The organism is Variovorax sp. GW821-FHT10B04, from assembly GCF_059415645.1.
Genome location: NZ_JBWKNQ010000002.1, coordinates 362,587 through 380,062 on the forward strand (window position 1 = coordinate 362,587; position 17,476 = coordinate 380,062).

Here is a 17,476-nt window from a genome sequence, read left to right on the forward strand (position 1 = left end):
CTGCGTTGGCGGATATGGCGCCATGCCGTCCGGCGGGAAGGTCGGTTTCCATGAAGCCCAAGTTCCTGTTCGATCTCTGCCGCAAATCCGTGATGGCCTGGATCGATGATTTCGCGCCGAGCATGGGCGCGTCGATCTCGTACTACACGATGTTCTCGCTGGCGCCGCTGCTGGTCATCGTGATCGCCGTGGCCGGCGCGATCTTCGGCCGCGAGGCGGTGCAGGGCGAGATCGTCGGGCAGCTCCAGGGGCTGATCGGCCACGACGGCGCGGTCGCGGTGCAGGGGCTCATCAAGAGCGCGGACGCGCCGTCGAAAGGCCTGTGGGCCGGCGCGATCAGCGTCGTCGTGCTGGTGGTCGGCGCCACCACGGTGTTCGCCGAACTGCAGAGCGCGCTCGACCGCATCTGGCATGTGCCGGAAGCCGACAAGCCGTCCGGCGTCTGGGCCGTGCTGCGCGCGCGGCTGCTGTCCTTCGGGCTGATCCTCACGCTGGCCTTCCTGCTGATGGTGTCGCTGATGGTGAGCACCGTCGTCGGTGCCCTCGGCAGCTGGGCCGGCGGCCTGCTGCCGGGCACCGAGCTGCTGCTGCAGGCCGTCAACCTGCTGTTCTCGATGAGCGTGACCTGCGTGCTCTTCGCGATGATCTTCAAGTACATGCCGAGCGCGCCGATCGCGTGGCGCGACGTCTGGGTCGGCGCGGCCGTGACCTCGGTGCTGTTCGAGGTCGGCAAGTTCGCCATCGGCCTCTACCTGGGCAAGAGCGGCGTGAACGAATCCTTTGCCGCGGCCGGCTCGCTGGTGGTGGTGCTGGCCTGGGTGTATTACGCGGCGCAGATCTTCCTGCTGGGCGCGGAGTTCACCAAGGTCTATGCCAACGAGCACGGCTCGGTGGCGGGCGCCAAGGCCATCGCCAGTACGCAGGCGATGGCCGCTGCGGCCGATGCCGGTACCGATGCGGCGCCGGCTGCCGTGGCGGCGGGCGCGGTGGCGCGGCCCGCCGACGCCCACGCACTCGATGTGCGGCTCGCACGCACCGACGCGGCCAGCCGCGAGGTCGACCGTCGGCTGGCGCAGGCCACCGCCACGCTCACGCGCAACGTGATCCTGCTCGCGGCCGCCAGCCTGGCGAGTGGCGCGGTGTCGAACTGGCGCCGCAAGCAGCGCCGTGCCGAGCGGCGCGATCGGGCGCTGATGCGGTCGTCGAAGGGCTAACCGTCGAGCCGCTCCACGCTGACGTGCATGTCGCCCATCTCCAGCGGGCCGTAGTTCGACACGAAGGCCACGTCCGCGGCGTCGCGCCCGTAGGCGACGACGATGCGCGCACCGCGCGGGTGGGCCTGGGTGGCGTCGAAGGTGTACCAGCGGCCGTCGATGAAGGCCTCGAACCAGGCGTGCATGTCCATCGGGTCGAGCTGGTACAGGTAGCCGACCACCACGCGCGCCGGGATCTTCAGGCTGCGCGTCAGCGCCACGCCGACGTGCGAGAAGTCGCGGCACACGCCCGCGCCGTGGTCGAGCGTGTCGAGCGCGTCGGTGGTGGCGTCGCTCACGCCGTAGCGGTATTCGAGGTTCTCGTGGATCCAGCGCCGGATCGTCTCGACCTGGTCGTAGCCCGGCAGCGCGTCGCCGACGATCTCGCGGGCTTTCGACTCCATCTTGTCCGACGGGCAGTAGCGGCTCTGCAGCAGGTAGAGCAAGGCGTCGTCGGGCAGCCATTCGACCGGCGTCGGCGGTGCGCCGGGCGTGACGCGGATGTATTCCTCGGTCTCCATCACCATCTCGACCTCGATGCGCATCTCGCCCTGCGGGATCTTCAGGCGCTGGCAGAGGTTGCCGTAGCTGTCGACGTACTCGGTGGTGCGCACCCAGGGCGAGAGCTCGTAGCGCTCGCTGATCATCCATTGCGCCTGGCCGCTGCGCGGGCGCAGCATCGCCACCACCGGGCAGTCGGCGGCGGCTTTCACGGTCATGGTGCAGTTGGCTTTGAGCTTCATTCGGTGTTCCGGTCGGGTGGGGCTGTTCGCCAAAGTCGGTTCGTCGGTTCGCAAAAGTCAGGGCCTGCATTGCAACCGGTCCGGGTGTCCGCGCCATGACGCCGCCGCGCCGTCGCCGTGCAGGACGATGCCGTCGATGCCACCCCGACCGCCCGGCCACCTATGATTTGCCGATGTTTCCCCTGCCCCGCATCGCCACCGCGCCGTTCTGCCCATCGGAGGTCAAGGGCAGCATCGGCATCGATCCCTCGCTGCCCTTCCACAAGAAGCTGCTGCGCTACGCCGGCCCCGGCCTGCTGGTGTCGGTCGGCTACATGGACCCGGGCAACTGGGCGACCGACATCGAGGCCGGTTCGAAGTTCGGCTACGGGCTGCTCTTCGTGGTCCTGCTGGCCAGCCTGGCCGCGATGCTGCTGCAGACGCTGTGCGTGCGGCTCGGCCTGGTCGCGCAGAAAGACCTGGCGCGTGCCTGCCGCGAGCGCTATCCGCCCGCGGTCAATCGCTTTCTCTGGATCGGCGCCGAGCTGGCCATCGTCGCCTGCGACCTGGCCGAGGTGCTCGGCAGTGCGCTGGCGCTGCACCTGCTGTTCGGCGTGTCGGTGCCGGTCGGCATCGCGATCACCGCGTTCGACACCATCCTGGTGCTCGGCCTGCAGGGCGCCGGCTTCCGGCGGGTCGAGGCGATCGTGCTCGGGCTGGTCGCCACCATCGCCGGCTGCTTCGTGGTGGAGCTCGCGATGTCCCAGCCCAACTGGTTCGGTGTGGCGATCGGCTTCGTGCCCAGCCTGGAGCGGCTGCAGCAGCCGGGCGCGCTGTACCTCGCGATCGGCGTGGTCGGCGCCACGGTCATGCCGCACAACCTCTATCTGCACTCGTCCATCGTGCAGACCCGGCTGGTGGTCGACAGCGACGAGGGCCGGCGCGAGGCGGTGCGCTTCTGCACCTGGGACGCGATCGTGTCGCTGTCGCTCGCGCTGCTGGTCAACGCCGCGATCATGGTGCTCGCCGCGAGCGCCTTCAACGCCAGCGGCCATCGCGAGGTCAGCGACATCGAGGACGCCTACCACCTGATCGAACCGATCGTCGGCAGCGCACTCGCGGCGAGCCTGTTCGGCATCGCGCTGCTGGCCTCGGGCCAGAGCTCGACCTTCACCGGCACCATCGCGGGCCAGATCGTGATGGAGGGCTTCCTCGACCTGAAGATCCCGTGCTGGCAGCGCCGGCTGATCACGCGTGCGCTGGCATTGGTGCCGGCCTTCGTCGGCGTCTGGTGGCTGGGCGACGGTGCCATCGGCAAGATGCTGGTGCTCAGCCAGGTGGTGCTGAGCTTCCAGTTGCCGTTCGCGATGTGGCCGCTGATCCGCCTGACCGGCGACCGCGCGCTGATGGGCGGTTATGCCAACGGCCCGTTCCTGAAGATCACGGCCTGGGGCCTGTTCGCGGTGATCAGCGCCGCCAACGTGTGGCTGGTGGCCGCCGTGATCGGCGGCCAGGGCTGATCACGGCCGATCAGCCCGCCAGTGCGGCGGTGACGCTCGCGGCCAGCGGCGTGGTCGGGCGGCCGATCAGGCGGCTCAGCGTGCGGCCGTCGTCGAACAGCGCGCCCTTCGCGGCGCCGGCATCCGAGTCGGACAGCAGGCCGGCGATGGCTTCCGGCAAGCCGAAGCCCACCAGCGCCGCCTTGTACTGGGCTTCCGGCATGTCGTTGTAGACCACCGGCTTGCCCGACTGCTTCGCGACCTCCGCGGCCAGGTCGGCCAGCGTGTAGGCGGCGTCGCCCGCGAGTTCGTAGACCTGGCCGGCCTGGCCAATCTGCGCGTCCTGCGTGAGCACGGCAGCGGCTGCGTCCGCATAGTCGGCGCGCGCGGCGGACGCGATGCGCCCGGCACCGGCGCTGCCCAGCAGCGCACCGTGGGCCAGCGCCGTGGGCACCGACGCGGTGTAGTTCTCGGTGTACCAGCCGTTGCGCAGCAGCACGAAGGGCAGGCCCGAGTCCTTCAGCATCGCCTCGGTCTCGCGATGCTCGCCGGCCAGGCCGAGCACCGACGTGTCGGCATGCAGCACGCTGGTGTAGGCGATCAGCTTCACGCCGGCTTCCTTGGCGGCGTCGATGGCCGCGCGGTGCTGGGCGGCGCGCTGGCCGAGTTCGTTCGACGAGATCAGCAGCAGCTTGTCCGCGCCCGCGAAGGCGGCGCGCAGGGTGGCCGGCCGGGTGTAGTCGGCCTGGCGCACGACGACGCCGAGCGCGCTCAGGTCCTGTGCCTTTTCCGGGCTGCGCACGGCGGCGACGATCTGGCTGGCGGGCACGCTGCGCAGCAGCGACTGGATGACGAGGCGGCCGAGCTGGCCGGTGGCGCCGGTGATGACGATCATGGTTTTTTCCTGGTTCCGTTGGATGAGAGCGGGCAGAATATCGCCTTGACTTACTTTTTGTAAGTACGTACCTGAAGGTTAGCTTCATGCCCGATTCCTCCACGACGATCCGATCTCTCCCGGTGCCCGACACCGCCAACGCAGCCACCGGCCTGGCCGCCGCGTTGCAGCGCGGCGAGCTGCTGTCGCCCGACTGCCCCTCGCGCGAGGTGCTCAAGCACGTGACCAGCCGCTGGGGCGTGCTGCTGCTGGTGGTGCTGCTGGGCGGCATGCACCGCTTCAGCGAGCTGCACCGCAAGGTCGGCGGCGTGAGCGAGAAGATGCTCGCGCAGACGCTGCGCTGGCTGGAAGCCGACGGGCTGGTGCACCGGCACTCGCTGCCGACCGTGCCGCCGCACGTCGAATACACGCTCACGCCGCTCGGCATGGAAGCGGGCAAGCGGGTCGAGGCGCTGGCCGACTGGATCGAGTCCAGCCTGCCGCACATCATGGCGGCGCGCCGGCTGCGGGGCGACGAGGCCGCCAATCCGCCGGATGCGGATTAGGGCCTGCATTCCGGCACGCCGTCCGCGGCGTGGGTAGAGTACCGGTCCCGATGCGGCCTCGCGCGTCACTCCCATTTCTCTTCCAGAGCTTTCGTCCATGTCCAATCTCGTCGTCCACGGCGGCACGCCGCTGCGCGGCCGCATCACGCCGTCCGCCAACAAGAACGCAGTGCTGCCGGTGCTGTGCGCCACGCTGCTCACCAGCGCGCCGCTGGTGCTGCAGGGCGTGCCCGACATCACCGATGTGCGCAAGATCCTCGAGATCTTCCGCACGCTCGGCAGCGACGTCCGCATGGACCACGACACCGGCACGCTGGCGCTGCACCACCACGAGACGCTGTTCGACGCGGCCCTGCACCGCCTGCCCGAGGAGATGCGTTCGTCGATCATGCTGGTGCCACCGCTGCTGGCGCGCTTCGGCGTCGCGCGGCTCGAGGACAACGTCAAGGGCTGCACGCTGGGCGTGCGCGAGATCGATCCGCACGTCGAGGTGTTCCGCCAGTTCGGCGGCACGGTCGAGCGGGCCGAAGGCTCGCTGCTGGTGCGCAGCGCCGGCCGGCTGCGCGCCACGCAGCACTGGCTCGACTACGCCTCGGTCACGACCACCGAGAACTTCGTGCTCTGCGCGGCCACGGCCGAAGGCACGTCGGTGCTGACCAACGCGGCCTGCGAACCGCATGTGCAGGAGTTCTGCCGCTTCATGGTGATGCTGGGCGTGCGCATCGAGGGCATCGGCACCTCGCGGCTCACGGTGCATGGCGGCAGCGGACTCGGCGGCGGCGAGTTCCGCTTCGATGAGGACTTCCACGAGATCACGACCTTCCTCGCGCTCGGCGCGATCACCGGCGGCGACGTGATCGTGCGCAACAGCGCGCCCGACAACTTCCCGCTGATCGACCGCACCTTCGCCAAGTTCGGCGTGCAGATCACGCACGAGAACGGCTGGTCGCGTGCCAGCACGCCGGGCAAGCTGCAGGTGCAGACGCCGTTCACGAGCAACGTGCTGACCAAGGTCGAGGCAGCGCCCTGGCCCTACTTCCCGGTCGACCTGCTGCCGATCTTCATCGCGCTGGGCGTGCGCGCGCAGGGCAACGCGATGTTCTGGAACAAGGTCTACGACGGCGCGCTCGGCTGGTCCGGCGAGCTGTCGAAGTTCGGTGCGCACGTGTTCCAGTCCGACCCGCACCGGCTCGTGACCTTCGGCGGCGGCACGCTCACGCCGGCGGTGGTCGAGAGCCCGTACATCATCCGCGTGGCGATCGCGCTCTTCATGGTCGCGGCCAGCATCGAGGGCCGCTCCGAGATCCGCAACGCGACGCCGATCCGCCGCGCACATCCGCGCTTCGTCGAGAACCTGCGCAGCCTGGGCGTGCAGGTGGAGTGGACCAGCGAGGAGTGAGCGGGCCGCCGGCCGCGGCGCTGCAGCCTTACAGCCCCGGCGTGGCGAGCGTCTCCCACGACTGCATCGCGGCCGCCTGCCGCACCAGCCAGGCGCGCGGCATCGACTGCGTGCCCCATTGGTCGACCCGGTCCGCGAACTCGCCCATCAGCCAGAACTGCCGCACGATCGCGAAGGGCGCGATCGCCTGGAAGTCCGCCTCGGGAATCTCGCGGCCCTGCAGGTAGCCCTTCAGGAAATGCTTCCATCGGGCGTTGGTCCCGATGTCGGCGAAGGGCGTCGCCAGCAGCATGTTCCACAGGTAGACCGACAGGTCGTACGCGAGGAAGCCGGGGCCGCCGTCGTCGAAGTCGAAGAAGGACGCCAGCCGGGTGCCGTCGGGGCCGTCCGTCATGACGTTGTTGCCGCCGTGCACGTCGCCGTGGCAGTGGACGCGCTGCAGGCCGGGCATGTCGCCGATGCGCTGCGCGACGCGGTCGGCCAGCGACGCGAATTGCGTGCGCATCGCGTCGTCCAGCGTCGGCAATGGCAGCAGCGCGGCCAGCGAGCGTTGCAGCAGGTGCGGAAGCTCCAGCGCGTAGCGGCTGGCCGGCCCGCGGTAGTCCTGCGCGGCCGCATGCAGGCGGGCCAGGCCGAGCCCGGTGGCCTGCACGTCGACCAGGTTGTCGCCGGGCGGCTCGCCGTCGAGGAAATCGAACACCGCCAGCGTGCGCTCGCCCTCGGCGGTCGGTAGCGTGATGCAGGTGGCGCCGTCCGACGTGCGCCAGGGCGCCGCCACGCGTGCGCCCGCCGCCTTGAGGTGCAGCAGCAGCGCCGTCTCGTAGTCGACGTTGGCGTCGCCGCGCCGGCGCAGGCCGCTCAGGCGCGCCACGCAGCGGCCGCCGTCGCCGAGCCGGAGTTCGTAGACATCGTTGAAGCCGCGCCGCAGCAGGCTCCAGGCCGCAATGCGGCCGACGGGATACGTGGCTTCGACGGTCTGCGCGATCGTCTCGGCCGCCAGGGTCGAGTACACGACGCGCGCGGGCGTCTTCGAGTGATGGGGGTTCATGCGGCGAAGTGTCGCGGCTTTTCGGGATCGCCCGACCCCGCGACGATCACTCGCACGCCGCCCTACTTCATCAGCTCGCTCAGGCTGACCGGCTTGATCTTGCCGCCGTCGACCGTCGCAACCACCGGGTCGACCACCGTGCCGCCGACCGCGTCGACGCCCTTGAAGTCGCCGGCGTTGGTTTCCTTGGGCAGCTGCAGCAATGCGTCGCCGATCTTGGCGCGGATCGCGGCGGCATCGGTGGTCGTGCCGGCCAGCTTCATCGCGCCTGCGAAGGCGTGCGTCAGCGTGTAGTTGTAGGAGGACTCGGTGGTCGGGTCCTTGTCGGCACCGTAGGCCTTGCGGTAGGCCACGCTGAAGGTCTTGGCACCGACGCGTTCGTCGTAGGCGACCGGCAGCACGCCGATCGAACCTTCGAGCGGCGCGAGGCCGCCGGTGACCTTCGCCATCTCGTCGAGCTTGGCCTGGTCCATGATCAGGAAGCCGCCCTTGAAGCCCAGCTCGCGCGCCTGCTTGGCGACCAGCGCGGTCGGCTCGGACGGGCCGCCGATGAAGAGCACGTCGGGCTTCTCGGCCAGCACGCGGCTCACGCCGCTGTAGAAGTCGGCCGAGCGGTTGTAGGACATCGGGTTGTTCGACGCGATGGTGCCGCCCGCCTTGATCCAGGCCGGCTCGAACAGCGCGCTCCAGTTCTTCGCGTACTCGTGGTCGCCCGGCAGCATGCCGACCTTCTTGCCGTACTTCTTCATCTCGTAGGCGGTGAAGGGCTCGATGTAGGAGTTGAAGGTCGGCGGAATGCGGATCGTGAGCTTGTTGCCGGTCTCGGTGATCTTCGGCGTGCTGGAGTACGCCATCACGATGAACTTCTCCTGCTCATTGAAGGCCTGCATCGCATAGATGCCGCCCGAGTGCGGCACGAACACGGCCGGCGTCTGGTGCTGCTGCACCAGGCGGCGTGCGTTGATCGCGGCTTCGGCCGGCGAGTACTTGTCGTCGAGCGACACCAGTTCCAGCTTGACCTTCTTGCCCGCCACTTCGAGGCCGGTCGCGTTGATCTCCTTGATCGCCATCTCGATGCCGTTGACCACGTTCTTGCCGTACAGGGCTGCGCCGCCGCTGAGCGGGCCGGTGAAGCCGATCTTCACGGTGGTTTCCTGGGCCAGCACGGCGCCCGGGCCGAAGGCGGCGGCGAGCGCTGCGGCCAGCGGCAGGGCGGCCAGTCGGCGGCGGGGGAAGGCGATCTTCTTCATGGGTTTGTCTCCTGAGGATCTGTGGGTTGGAAGAAACGGAAAACGCGAGACGAAAAGGGAGGCGCAGGGCGTCAGGCGCCGATGTAGGCGGCCCGCACGGCTTCGTTGTTCAGCAGTGATTCGCGGTCGCCCTCGAGCGTGATGTGGCCGCGCTCGATGACGTAGGCGCGGTGCGCGATGGCCAGCGCCGAATACGCGTTCTGCTCGGCCAGCAGCACCGTGGTGCCGGCCTTGTTGATGCGCTGGATGACCTCGAAGACCTGCTTCACGACCAGCGGCGCCAGGCCGAGCGAGGGCTCGTCGAGCAGCAGCACCTTGGGCCGGCCCAGCATCGCGCGGCCGATCGCCACCATCTGCTGCTGGCCGCCCGACAGCGAACCGGCGGGGTCGTCCTGCTTCTTCTCGAGGATCGGGAACAGGCCGAAGACCTCGTCGATGGACCGCTGGATGCCCGCCTTGTCGCCGCGGTGCACGTAGGCGCCGAGCTGCAGGTTCTTCTTCACCGACATCATCGGGAACAGCTTGCGGCCCTCGGGGCAATGCACCAGTCCCGAGCTCACGATCTGTGCGGGCCGCATGCCGGTGATGTCGTTGTCGCCCAGGCGGATGCGCCCGGCGCTCGGCTTCTGGATGCCGCTGGCCGCCATGAAGATCGAGGTCTTGCCGGCGCCGTTGGCGCCCAGCAGCACGACCAGTTCGCCGGCCTCGGCATGCAGCGTCACGCCGCTGAGCGCGCGGAAGCTGCCGTAGTGCAGGTCGACGCCTTCAAACCGCAGCATGCTCGGCTCCGTGGTCCGCACCGAGGTAGGCCTCGATCACCTGCGGATCGCGCCGGATCTCGGCCGGCGTGCCCTCGGCGATCTTGCATCCGTTGTTGAGCACGACGATCTTGTCGGCCAGCCGCATGATCATGTCCATCTTGTGTTCGATCAGGCACACGGTCTTGCCGTGGTTGACCAGCTTGCGGATCAGCGCCGCGAGGCCGACCGTCTCTTCGGGGTTCACGCCGCCGGCGGGTTCGTCGAGCAGCAGCAGCTCGGGGTCGGTGGCCAGCGCCAGCGCAAAGGCCACGCGCTTGCGTTCCTCCTGCGTGATGTCGGCCGCGATGCGGTTCGACACGTGCGACAGGCCGACGAAGTCGAGCGCCTCGCGCGCCTTGTCGCGGCACAGGCGTTCTTCCTCCCGCAGCCGCTGCGAATTGGCCAGCACGTCCCACAGGTTCGACGTGGTGCGCAGCCGGTGGCCGACGATCAGGTTGTCGAGCACGGTCGCGTTGTCGAACAGGTGCGTGGTCTGGAAGGTCCGCGCGATGCCGAGCTTGGCCACATGGTCCGGCCGCAGGCCGGTCACGTCCTGGCCCTTGAACACGATGCGGCCCGAGCTCGGCTTGTGCGTGCCCGCCACCAGGTTGAAGAAGGTGGTCTTGCCTGCGCCGTTCGGGCCGATGATGGCGCTCACCTCGCCGCGTGCGAAGCGCGTCGTGATGTGGTCGACGGCGGTCAGGCCGAAGAACTGCTTGGTCAGGTCGTGGATCTCAAGCATGGCTTCGCGCCTTCTGGACGGTGGCAGGCGCGGCGACCTGGGTGGCGACCTGGGCGGGTGTTGCGGCCGGCTGCTTCGCCGGGCCGGCCGCTGCCTCGCGCCGCGCGCGGCGCTTGAGCCAGGTGCCGACGATGCCGTCGGGCAGGAAGATGATCAGCGCGATCAGCACCGGACCGAACACCACCATCCGGTAGTCCTGCAGGAACTGCAGACTCTGCGTCAGCCAGGTCACGAGGAAGGTGCCGACCAGCGGCCCGAGCAGCGTGCCGGTGCCGCCGACCAGCATGAACATCACGAGGTCGAAGGTCACGCCTTCGCTCGCCAGGTCGGGCCCGAGAAAGCGCACCTGGCCCGCATACAGCGCGCCCGCAAAGCCGGCGTAGACCACCGACAGCACGAAGGCCAGCGTCTTGGTGCGCATCAGGTCGATGCCCAGCGCCTCGGCCAGCTCGTCGCTGTTGCGCACCGCGATGAAGCTGCGGCCCAGCAGCGAGCGCACGATGCGCGCCATCACCCAGAGGCCGAGCGCGAGGAAGGCCAGCACCAGGTAGTACTGCGACAGCGGCGTGCCGAACTGCATCGGCCCGACGCCGGTCGGTGCCGGTATGCCCATGATGCCCACCGTGCCGTGCGTCAGGCTTTCCCATTTCTCGATCAGCAGGAACAGGATGTAGCTCACGCACAGCGTGAAGATCGAGAAGTAGTGGCCGCGCAGCCGCAGCGACAGCAGGCCGATGAAGTAGCCCATCACCGCGGTCACCACGCCGGCCATGGCGAAGGCGATCCAGAAGGGCACGTGGTGGTCGACCGTGAGGATGCCGACCGTGTAGGCGCCGATCGCCATGAAGGCGCCGTGCGCCAGGTTGAACTGCCCCGTGTAGCCGGTGATCAGGTTCAGCCCGAGCGCCGCGATCGCCATGATGAAGGCCTGCGTCGCGACCGAGATCAGGTAGTTGTTCTGCGCGAACATCGGAAACGCCAGCGCCACGATCGCCAGCAGCGCCCAGCCGGTCTTGCCCTGCAGCAGCTTCATGCGCGTGCTCCCTTCACGGTGAACAGGCCCTGCGGCCGGAACGACAGGATCACCACCAGCAGCACGAAGGCGATGATGTCCTTGTAGTCGGTCGAGAAGTAGAAGCCGCCGAAGCTCTCGGCCATGCCGATGATCAGCCCGCCGACGATCGCCCCCGGAAAGCTGCCCATGCCGCCGAGGATGATGATCACGAAGGCCTTGGTGATCACCAGGTTGCCCATCGCCGGGTACACGAGGTTGATCGGCGCATAGAGCACCGCCGCGATGCCGGCCAGCGCGCCGGAGATCGCGAACACCAGCAGCGTGACGCGCGTCGCGTCGATGCCGACCAGCGCGGCGCCGTCGCGGTTCTGCGCCATCGCGATGATGGTCGAGCCCAGCGTCGTGTGGTTCAGGAACAGGTGCAGCAGCACCATCAGCCCGAAGGCGCCCGCGATGATCAGCAGGCGCTGCAGCGGCGCCGTGAGGCCGAAGATCTCGACGATCTGCCCGTAGGGCGTGGGCATGCGATGGAAGTCGGCGCCGAACATCGCCTGCGCGCCGGCTTCGAGGAACAGCAGGATGCCGATCGCCGCGATCATGTCGTGCAGCTCGGGCGCGTTGCGCAGCGGATGGAACACCAGCCGTTCGGCCAGCATCGCGAGCACCGCGACGACGGCGGCCGCGCCGGCCATCGCGATCCAGTAGTTCAGGCCGAGCGACGCCATCAGGTAGTAGCCCGCGAAGGCGCCCGCCATGTAGAAGGCGCCGTGCGCGAAGTTCGGCACGTGCAGGATGCCGTAGACCAGCGTGAGGCCGAGCGCCACCAGGCTGTAGACGCCGCCGACCGTGAGGCCATTCAGAAGTTGCTGGAAGAAGAGTTCCACATCGATCCTTGCGAAAGCGCCGGGCCACGCCGCCAAGCGGCATCGGGGGTTGCAAGGGGCGGATTGTGGGGAGCAGCGCTGCAAGCGTCGACTGAGGTTTGCCCGCATCCTGCGTCGCGTCGGCGACTTGGGTGGCTACCCTGCGGTAGGTCGATCGCGGGTCGTGAGCGTCTTGCCGCGGCCCCAATGAAAAACGCGCCCATCGGGCGCGTTTTTCATTGGGTGAGCACGAAGCCCGGCGTTTCAGCCGCCCTTCTTGGGGCGCTTGCCGGGGTTCTTCTTGCTGCGCGTCGCGGTGCCGCGCTCGAGGCTGACCTTCTGGCCGCCACCCGAACGGGGGATGTTGTAGCCAGCGACGGGCGTGGGAGCGGGAGTGGCAAGACGGTCTGCCTCGGTGCGGATTTTCTTGGGCATGGGTAGCTCGTAAAAAGTGAAGGTTTCGAAACGTGATTAGGCCACATCGTCGAGCAGGCGAACCTTGACGGTCTTGCCCTTGACGCGGCCGGTGGAGAGCTTGCGAACGGCTTCCTGCGCGATGCGGCGGTCGACCGCCACATAGGTGGAGAACTCGTTGACGTTGATCTTGCCGACCTGCTCTTTGCTGAAACCGGCGTCGCCGGTCAACGCGCCGAGCACATCGCCGGCGCGAATCTTTTCCTTGCGGCCGCCCACGATCTGAATCGTGGACATCGGTGCGCGCAGCGGTCCGCCGGTGCCGGGCGTGAGCTCGGCCAGCGGATGCCATTCGGACTCGCGGCCCTGCAACTGCTCGATCTTGCCGACGCTGCCCATCTCGTCCATGCTGGCCAGGTTGAGCACGATGCCTTCGGCATCGCCGCGGCCGGTGCGGCCGATGCGGTGGATGTGCACTTCCGAATCGGGCGTCACGTCGACGTTGATCACGGCCGCCAGCTGGGCGATGTCCAGTCCGCGGGCCGCCACGTCGGTCGCCACGAGCACCGAGCAGCTGCGGTTGGCGAACTGCACCAGGACCTGGTCGCGCTCGCGCTGCTCGAGTTCGCCGAACAGCGCCATCGCGCTGAAGCCCTGCGCCTGCAGCACGGCGACCAGGTCGCGGCACTGCTGCTTGGTGTTGCAGAGGGCCAGCGTGCTAGCCGGACGGAAATGGTCGAGCAGCAGCGACACCGTGTGCAGGCGCCGGTCGTTCGTGACCTGGTACCAGCGCTGGCGGATCTTGTTTTCTTCGTGCTGCGCCTGCACCGTGATCTGCTGCGGCGCCTTCATGAACTGGGCGCTGAGCTTGGCGATGCCCTCGGGATAGGTGGCCGAGAACAGCAGCGTCTGACGCGTCGGCGGGCATTGCCGCGCGACCTTGGCGATGTCGTCGAAGAAGCCCATGTCCAGCATGCGGTCGGCTTCGTCGAGCACCAGCGTGTTGAGCGCGTCGAGCACGAGATTGCCGCGCTCGAGGTGGTCCATGATCCGGCCGGGCGTGCCGACCACGATGTGGGCGCCGTGTTCGAGGCTGGCGGTCTGGCCGCGCAGTGCGACGCCGCCGCAGAGCGTGACGACCTTGACGTTTTCTTCCGCGCGGGCCAGCCGGCGGATCTCGGTCGTCACCTGGTCGGCGAGTTCGCGTGTCGGGCACAGCACCAGGGCCTGCACCGCGAACCGGCGGGCGTTGAGATTGGCCAGTAGCGCGAGGCCGAAGGCGGCGGTCTTGCCGCTGCCGGTCTTGGCCTGGGCGATCAGGTCCTTGCCGAGCAGCGCCACCGGCAGACTGGCCGCCTGGATGGGCGTCATCTGCGTGTAGCCGAGCTGCGCGAGGTTGGCGAGCATCTGCGGCGCGAGCGGCAGCGTGCCGAAACCGTTGGCGGAACCTGTCACTGGGAGGATCAGCGGCGCTGCGAGTTGTTCGGCGTGGTCGGCGGCGGTCCGCGGCGTTCCAGGTGGCGGAACGTGATGCGGCCCTTCGTCAGGTCGTAGGGCGAGAGTTCCAGCGAGACCTTGTCGCCTGCCAGGATGCGGATGTGGTGCTTGCGCATCTTGCCGCCGCTGTAGGCGATCAGTTGGTGCCCGTTGTCGAGCGTGACACGGTAGCGCGAGTCGGGCAGGACTTCGGTCACCGCGCCGTTCATTTCGATCAGTTCTTCCTTGGCCATGTATGTATTACCCTTGTGCAGTTGTCGTTGAAAGCCATCGGCGTCCGCTCTGTGCGAGGCGCCTGAAAATTGAAAGTGGCGTTCGCCGTCCTGAACGGCGCGACGGACGCGCTATTCGCTTCAACAGGAACGAAGGCAGTGGTGGCAATCTGGGCGCCTGAGCCGGAGTGAACCGGCGCCCCAACACACTGTGAAAGCCGGCCTGGCGGTGCGGCGGCAAACGCGACCGGCGGCTCGGCGGCATGACGAAGTGCTGTGGTGCTCTCGTCGTGGCATATCGAAACGAACCATAGATTATAGCCAGCCGGCGCCTCTTGCGTCGGTTTGGCCGTGTTGGCGTCCCGTCCGACCTGGGGCGCGGGCGCCGGCACTGCACAATGAATTCCTGTTCAGCGAGCCCGTTTGCCATGCCCACCACCGTTGCCGGCCGCCTCAAGATCGGCCTTTCCGCCTGTTTCCAGCACGCCGACCCGACGCGGTCGCTGTTCACCAACAAGACGCTGCAATATGTGGAGCAGTCGATCGCCCACTGGCTGATGTCGGCCGGCGCGATGGTCGTCATGGTGCCCTGCCCGACCGGCGAGACGGCGCGCGGCGACACCAAGCTTTCCCACTATGCGGAATGGCTCGATGGCGTGGTGATGCACGGCGGCGCCGACGTCTGGCCCGGCAGCTACGGCGAGGAGCCGCTGCGCGAGGCCTGGGTCGGCGACCGGATCCGCGATCTGTACGACCTCGCGCTGGTCGAGGCCTTCGAGCAGGCCGGCAAGCCGATCTTCGGCGTCTGCCGCGGGCTGCAGCTGATCAACGTGGCCTTCGGCGGCACGCTGTTCCAGGACATCGAGACGCAGCACCCGAATGCGCTTCAGCACCGCGATCCGGTGAGCTACGACCAGAACTTCCACGACATCGTGCTGGTCGAGGGCACGAAGCTCTCGCAGATGTACCCCGGCGTGCAGCACGCGCGGGTCAACAGCATCCATCACCAGGGCATCAAGGACCTGGCACCGGGTTTCGAGGTCGAGGCCTGGAGCTATCCGGACCGCGTGCCGGAAGCGATCCGCCGCGTGCACGGCGACGGACATGGCGTGGAAAGCCGTGCGGGCCACGGCTACATCGCCGCCACCCAGTGGCATCCGGAGTTCCATCGCCGCGGCAGCACGATCAGCACGGTCGACGACACGGCGATCCTCGACGACTTCCTGCAGGCCTGCACGATGGCGCGCGTGCAGCCCGCGCGGCCGCACCGCGGCACGCCGGGCAAGATCCGCGACCGCGCGGCGCGGATGCTGCGGCAGGCGCTGCTGCGGCGCTGACGGCCGGCCCCGTCGCACGCGAGCGCAGGCTGTTGCGCGATCTCCCGTTTTTTATTTCTTCTCGTAGCGGCTGACGCCGGCGTCGATGGTGCCGAACACCGTGACGCCGCTGCCGCGCTGGATGGTGCCGTCGTTCGCTGCGGTCGATGACGAAGGCGACGACGCGCAGCCCGCGAACAAGCCGGCGGCAACGGCGAACAAGGCGGTGATGGCGATCTTCATGGTGTCTGCTCCTGGCTCTGTGGGAGCGCGCTCATCCGCATGAGTTCCGCCGCAGGGGCCCGCATCGCTCGCCTTTCGGGCTCAGGCCCAGGCCGCGCGCAACAGCGCCGCCGGGTCGGCCGTGCCCGACGTGATGCCGCCGACGGCGCCCCAGTCGGGGTCGAAACGGCTCGCGATGAAGGCGTCCGACGCTGCGGCGCTGGCGTGCGCCAGCATCAGGCAGGCCTGCGTTGTGAGTGCCAGCTTCTGCGTGAAGCGGCGTGCCTGGCGCTCCAGCTCGACGGGTGGCAGGTCGGCCATGCGGCTCAACTGCTGGAGCTGCGCCATGACGCGCGCGTCCTGCGAGGCCGTCTGCTGCAGCTCGCCGAACACCAGGCGGGCGTCGTCTGGATTGCGGGCGATGGCGCGCAGCACGTCCAGGCACATCACGTTGCCCGAGCCCTCCCAGATCGAATTCACGGGCGCTTCGCGGTAGAGCCGGCCCATCGGCGACTCCTCGACGTAGCCGTTGCCGCCGAAGACTTCCATCGCCTCGCCGGAGATCGACACCGCGCGCTTGCAGTTCCAGAACTTGGCGGCCGGCGTGATCAGCCGGCGCCAGGCGGTGTCGAGCGGCGCGTCGGAGCCGAAGCGCGTGGCGAGTTCCATGGCCAGCAGGGTTGCGCTCTCGGATTCGAGCGCGAGATCGGCCAGCAGTTCGGTCATCAGCGGCTGGTCGGCCAGCAGCCGGCCGAAGGCCTGGCGGTTGCGCGCGTAGTGCAGCGCCTGCGCGAAGGCCTGGCGGATGAAGCCCGCGCTGGACAGGGCGCAGTCGAGCCGCGTGTATGTCGCCATCTCGATGATGGTCGGGATGCCGCGGCCCTCGTCGCCCACGCGCACGCCCCAGGCCTCGTGGAACTCGACCTCGCTGCTGGCGTTGGAACGGTTGCCGACCTTGTCCTTGAGCCGCTGGATGTGGATCGGGTTCTTGCTGCCGTCCGGCCGCCAGCGCGGCACGTAGAAGCACGACGGGCCGCGCTCGTCGGTGCGTGCCAGCACGAGGTGCGCGTCGCACATCGGCGCCGAGAAGAACCACTTGTGGCCGGTCAGCAGGTACTCGTCGCCCCAGGGGCCGCTGCCGGCCGGCACGGCCAGCGTGGTGTTGGTGCGCACGTCGCTGCCGCCCTGCTTCTCGGTCATGCCCATGCCGACCGTCATCGAGGCCTTGCGTTCGAGCGGCAGGTCGCGCGGGTCGTGCACGTTCGATGCGAGCTTGCCCGCCACCGCCGCGTACAGCGCCGGGTTGCGCCGCAGCACCGGAATGCAGGCCTTCGTCATCGTCGTCGGGCAGCTCGAACCCGACTCGATCTGGCAGTGCATGTAGTGCGAGGCCGCATGCGCCACCCAGGCCGACGGCCGCTCGTCGAAGAAGGGCAGGTTGGCGATGCCGTTGCCGCGCGCCATGGCCATCATCGTGTGCCAGGCCGGATGGAAGCCGACGGCGTCGATGCGCTCGCCGATGCGCGAATGGGTGTGCAGCTCGGGCTCGTGGCGGTTCGCGTCCTCGGCGGCGCGCAGCGTGGCCTCGGCACCGTAGACCGCACCCTGGCGCACCAGCTCGGCGTCGTGCCAGTCGGCGCCGCCACGCGCCACGGCCCGGCGCAGCACCGGGTCGCTGGTGTAGACGTTGTAGTCCGCGAGTTCGGGAACCTGGTTGTCGGGATGAATGCCGATCATGGGATGTCTCCTGGGATCGAAAATTCTAGGCACAACGCCGTCGCCCT

Annotated in this window: 18 protein-coding genes; 5 read left to right on the forward strand and 13 right to left on the reverse strand. The window is 68.6% G+C overall.

Going from position 1 to position 17,476, the window contains the following annotated elements; translation table 11 throughout:
• Nucleotides 1-50: 50 nt before the first annotated feature.
• Nucleotides 51-1,214: a YihY/virulence factor BrkB family protein gene (locus AC07PZ_RS06780; RefSeq protein ID WP_495294283.1), complete on the forward strand. Its 1,164-nt coding sequence runs from the start codon at nt 51-53 to the stop codon at nt 1,212-1,214.
• On the opposite strand, the gene AC07PZ_RS06785 is transcribed toward AC07PZ_RS06780, so the two are convergent.
• Nucleotides 1,211-1,996: a transglutaminase-like domain-containing protein gene (locus AC07PZ_RS06785; RefSeq protein ID WP_495294284.1), complete on the reverse strand. Its 786-nt coding sequence runs from the start codon at nt 1,994-1,996 to the stop codon at nt 1,211-1,213. The genes AC07PZ_RS06780 and AC07PZ_RS06785 overlap by 4 nt on opposite strands.
• A 173-nt stretch (nt 1,997-2,169) precedes the next feature.
• Here AC07PZ_RS06785 and AC07PZ_RS06790 point away from each other — a divergent pair, with 173 nt between their 5' ends.
• Nucleotides 2,170-3,495 (forward strand): Nramp family divalent metal transporter, encoded by a 1,326-nt coding sequence (locus tag AC07PZ_RS06790; protein ID WP_495294285.1) that lies wholly within the window; start codon nt 2,170-2,172, stop codon nt 3,493-3,495.
• 10 nt (nt 3,496-3,505) lie between these two features.
• Here the strand turns inward: AC07PZ_RS06790 and AC07PZ_RS06795 are convergent, their stop codons facing one another.
• Nucleotides 3,506-4,369 carry an SDR family oxidoreductase gene (locus AC07PZ_RS06795; protein WP_495294286.1) on the reverse strand — a complete coding sequence of 288 codons (864 nt, stop codon included), beginning with the start codon at nt 4,367-4,369 and terminating at the stop codon, nt 3,506-3,508.
• Nucleotides 4,370-4,455: 86 nt separating this feature from the next.
• Between AC07PZ_RS06795 and AC07PZ_RS06800 the strand changes: the two genes are divergently transcribed.
• Together AC07PZ_RS06800 and AC07PZ_RS06805 are read left to right on the forward strand one after the other, a co-directional pair.
• Entirely contained in the window at nt 4,456-4,914 is a 459-nt protein-coding gene (locus AC07PZ_RS06800; RefSeq protein ID WP_495294287.1) for a winged helix-turn-helix transcriptional regulator, read from the forward strand.
• 97 nt (nt 4,915-5,011) lie between these two features.
• Nucleotides 5,012-6,313 carry a UDP-N-acetylglucosamine 1-carboxyvinyltransferase gene (locus tag AC07PZ_RS06805; protein ID WP_495294288.1) on the forward strand — a complete coding sequence of 434 codons (1,302 nt, stop codon included), beginning with the start codon at nt 5,012-5,014 and terminating at the stop codon, nt 6,311-6,313.
• Between the two features lie 28 nt (nt 6,314-6,341).
• On the opposite strand, the gene AC07PZ_RS06810 is transcribed toward AC07PZ_RS06805, so the two are convergent.
• The 9 genes from AC07PZ_RS06810 to infA all read right to left on the reverse strand — a co-directional run bounded on the left by AC07PZ_RS06810 (nt 6,342) and on the right by infA (nt 14,175).
• Nucleotides 6,342-7,361, reverse strand: a complete 1,020-nt coding sequence (locus tag AC07PZ_RS06810; RefSeq protein WP_495294289.1) for a phosphotransferase enzyme family protein — start codon at nt 7,359-7,361, stop codon at nt 6,342-6,344.
• A 62-nt stretch (nt 7,362-7,423) separates the two neighbouring features.
• Entirely contained in the window at nt 7,424-8,611 is a 1,188-nt protein-coding gene (locus tag AC07PZ_RS06815) for an ABC transporter substrate-binding protein (RefSeq protein WP_495294290.1), read from the reverse strand.
• 71 nt (nt 8,612-8,682) lie between these two features.
• Nucleotides 8,683-9,390 carry an ABC transporter ATP-binding protein gene (locus tag AC07PZ_RS06820; RefSeq protein WP_495294291.1) on the reverse strand — a complete coding sequence of 236 codons (708 nt, stop codon included), beginning with the start codon at nt 9,388-9,390 and terminating at the stop codon, nt 8,683-8,685.
• Nucleotides 9,377-10,153 carry an ABC transporter ATP-binding protein gene (locus AC07PZ_RS06825; RefSeq protein WP_495294292.1) on the reverse strand — a complete coding sequence of 259 codons (777 nt, stop codon included), beginning with the start codon at nt 10,151-10,153 and terminating at the stop codon, nt 9,377-9,379. The genes AC07PZ_RS06820 and AC07PZ_RS06825 overlap by 14 nt, the downstream gene beginning before the upstream one ends.
• Nucleotides 10,146-11,186, reverse strand: coding sequence for a branched-chain amino acid ABC transporter permease (locus AC07PZ_RS06830; RefSeq protein WP_495294293.1), 1,041 nt, complete (start codon nt 11,184-11,186; stop codon nt 10,146-10,148). The genes AC07PZ_RS06825 and AC07PZ_RS06830 overlap by 8 nt, the downstream gene beginning before the upstream one ends.
• Nucleotides 11,183-12,052 (reverse strand): branched-chain amino acid ABC transporter permease, encoded by an 870-nt coding sequence (locus tag AC07PZ_RS06835; protein ID WP_495294294.1) that lies wholly within the window; start codon nt 12,050-12,052, stop codon nt 11,183-11,185. The genes AC07PZ_RS06830 and AC07PZ_RS06835 overlap by 4 nt, the downstream gene beginning before the upstream one ends.
• A 243-nt stretch (nt 12,053-12,295) precedes the next feature.
• Entirely contained in the window at nt 12,296-12,466 is a 171-nt protein-coding gene (locus AC07PZ_RS06840) for a hypothetical protein (RefSeq protein WP_495294295.1), read from the reverse strand.
• A 36-nt stretch (nt 12,467-12,502) separates the two neighbouring features.
• Entirely contained in the window at nt 12,503-13,909 is a 1,407-nt protein-coding gene (gene dbpA, locus AC07PZ_RS06845) for an ATP-dependent RNA helicase DbpA (RefSeq protein WP_495294554.1), read from the reverse strand.
• Nucleotides 13,909-14,175, reverse strand: coding sequence for a translation initiation factor IF-1 (gene infA / locus AC07PZ_RS06850; RefSeq protein WP_495294296.1), 267 nt, complete (start codon nt 14,173-14,175; stop codon nt 13,909-13,911). Before infA ends, dbpA begins: the two co-directional genes overlap by 1 nt.
• Before the next feature lie 407 nt (nt 14,176-14,582).
• On the opposite strand from infA, the gene AC07PZ_RS06855 reads away from it, so the two are divergent.
• Nucleotides 14,583-15,491, forward strand: a complete 909-nt coding sequence (locus tag AC07PZ_RS06855; protein ID WP_495294297.1) for a gamma-glutamyl-gamma-aminobutyrate hydrolase family protein — start codon at nt 14,583-14,585, stop codon at nt 15,489-15,491.
• Nucleotides 15,492-15,542: 51 nt separating this feature from the next.
• On the opposite strand, the gene AC07PZ_RS06860 is transcribed toward AC07PZ_RS06855, so the two are convergent.
• The gene (locus AC07PZ_RS06860) at nt 15,543-15,713 is read right to left on the reverse strand and encodes a hypothetical protein (RefSeq protein WP_495294298.1); all 171 of its coding nucleotides are present in this window, start codon (nt 15,711-15,713) and stop codon (nt 15,543-15,545) included.
• 81 nt (nt 15,714-15,794) lie between these two features.
• Nucleotides 15,795-17,429 carry an acyl-CoA dehydrogenase family protein gene (locus tag AC07PZ_RS06865; protein WP_495294299.1) on the reverse strand — a complete coding sequence of 545 codons (1,635 nt, stop codon included), beginning with the start codon at nt 17,427-17,429 and terminating at the stop codon, nt 15,795-15,797.
• Between the last annotated feature and the right edge of the window lie 47 nt (nt 17,430-17,476).

Excerpts from the sequence above, each read along its gene's own strand:
- AC07PZ_RS06780 (WP_495294283.1), top strand. The coding sequence starts at position 51 with ATGAAGCCCAAGTTCCTGTTCGATCTCTGCCGCAAATCCGTGATGGCC.
- AC07PZ_RS06785 (WP_495294284.1), bottom strand. The coding sequence starts at position 1,996 with ATGAAGCTCAAAGCCAACTGCACCATGACCGTGAAAGCCGCCGCCGAC.
- AC07PZ_RS06790 (WP_495294285.1), top strand. The coding sequence starts at position 2,170 with ATGTTTCCCCTGCCCCGCATCGCCACCGCGCCGTTCTGCCCATCGGAG.
- AC07PZ_RS06795 (WP_495294286.1), bottom strand. The coding sequence starts at position 4,369 with ATGATCGTCATCACCGGCGCCACCGGCCAGCTCGGCCGCCTCGTCATC.
- AC07PZ_RS06800 (WP_495294287.1), top strand. The coding sequence starts at position 4,456 with ATGCCCGATTCCTCCACGACGATCCGATCTCTCCCGGTGCCCGACACC.
- AC07PZ_RS06805 (WP_495294288.1), top strand. The coding sequence starts at position 5,012 with ATGTCCAATCTCGTCGTCCACGGCGGCACGCCGCTGCGCGGCCGCATC.
- AC07PZ_RS06810 (WP_495294289.1), bottom strand. The coding sequence starts at position 7,361 with ATGAACCCCCATCACTCGAAGACGCCCGCGCGCGTCGTGTACTCGACC.
- AC07PZ_RS06815 (WP_495294290.1), bottom strand. The coding sequence starts at position 8,611 with ATGAAGAAGATCGCCTTCCCCCGCCGCCGACTGGCCGCCCTGCCGCTG.
- AC07PZ_RS06820 (WP_495294291.1), bottom strand. The coding sequence starts at position 9,390 with ATGCTGCGGTTTGAAGGCGTCGACCTGCACTACGGCAGCTTCCGCGCG.
- AC07PZ_RS06825 (WP_495294292.1), bottom strand. The coding sequence starts at position 10,153 with ATGCTTGAGATCCACGACCTGACCAAGCAGTTCTTCGGCCTGACCGCC.
- AC07PZ_RS06830 (WP_495294293.1), bottom strand. The coding sequence starts at position 11,186 with ATGAAGCTGCTGCAGGGCAAGACCGGCTGGGCGCTGCTGGCGATCGTG.
- AC07PZ_RS06840 (WP_495294295.1), bottom strand. The coding sequence starts at position 12,466 with ATGCCCAAGAAAATCCGCACCGAGGCAGACCGTCTTGCCACTCCCGCT.
- infA (WP_495294296.1), bottom strand. The coding sequence starts at position 14,175 with ATGGCCAAGGAAGAACTGATCGAAATGAACGGCGCGGTGACCGAAGTC.
- AC07PZ_RS06855 (WP_495294297.1), top strand. The coding sequence starts at position 14,583 with ATGCCCACCACCGTTGCCGGCCGCCTCAAGATCGGCCTTTCCGCCTGT.
- AC07PZ_RS06860 (WP_495294298.1), bottom strand. The coding sequence starts at position 15,713 with ATGAAGATCGCCATCACCGCCTTGTTCGCCGTTGCCGCCGGCTTGTTC.
- AC07PZ_RS06865 (WP_495294299.1), bottom strand. The coding sequence starts at position 17,429 with ATGATCGGCATTCATCCCGACAACCAGGTTCCCGAACTCGCGGACTAC.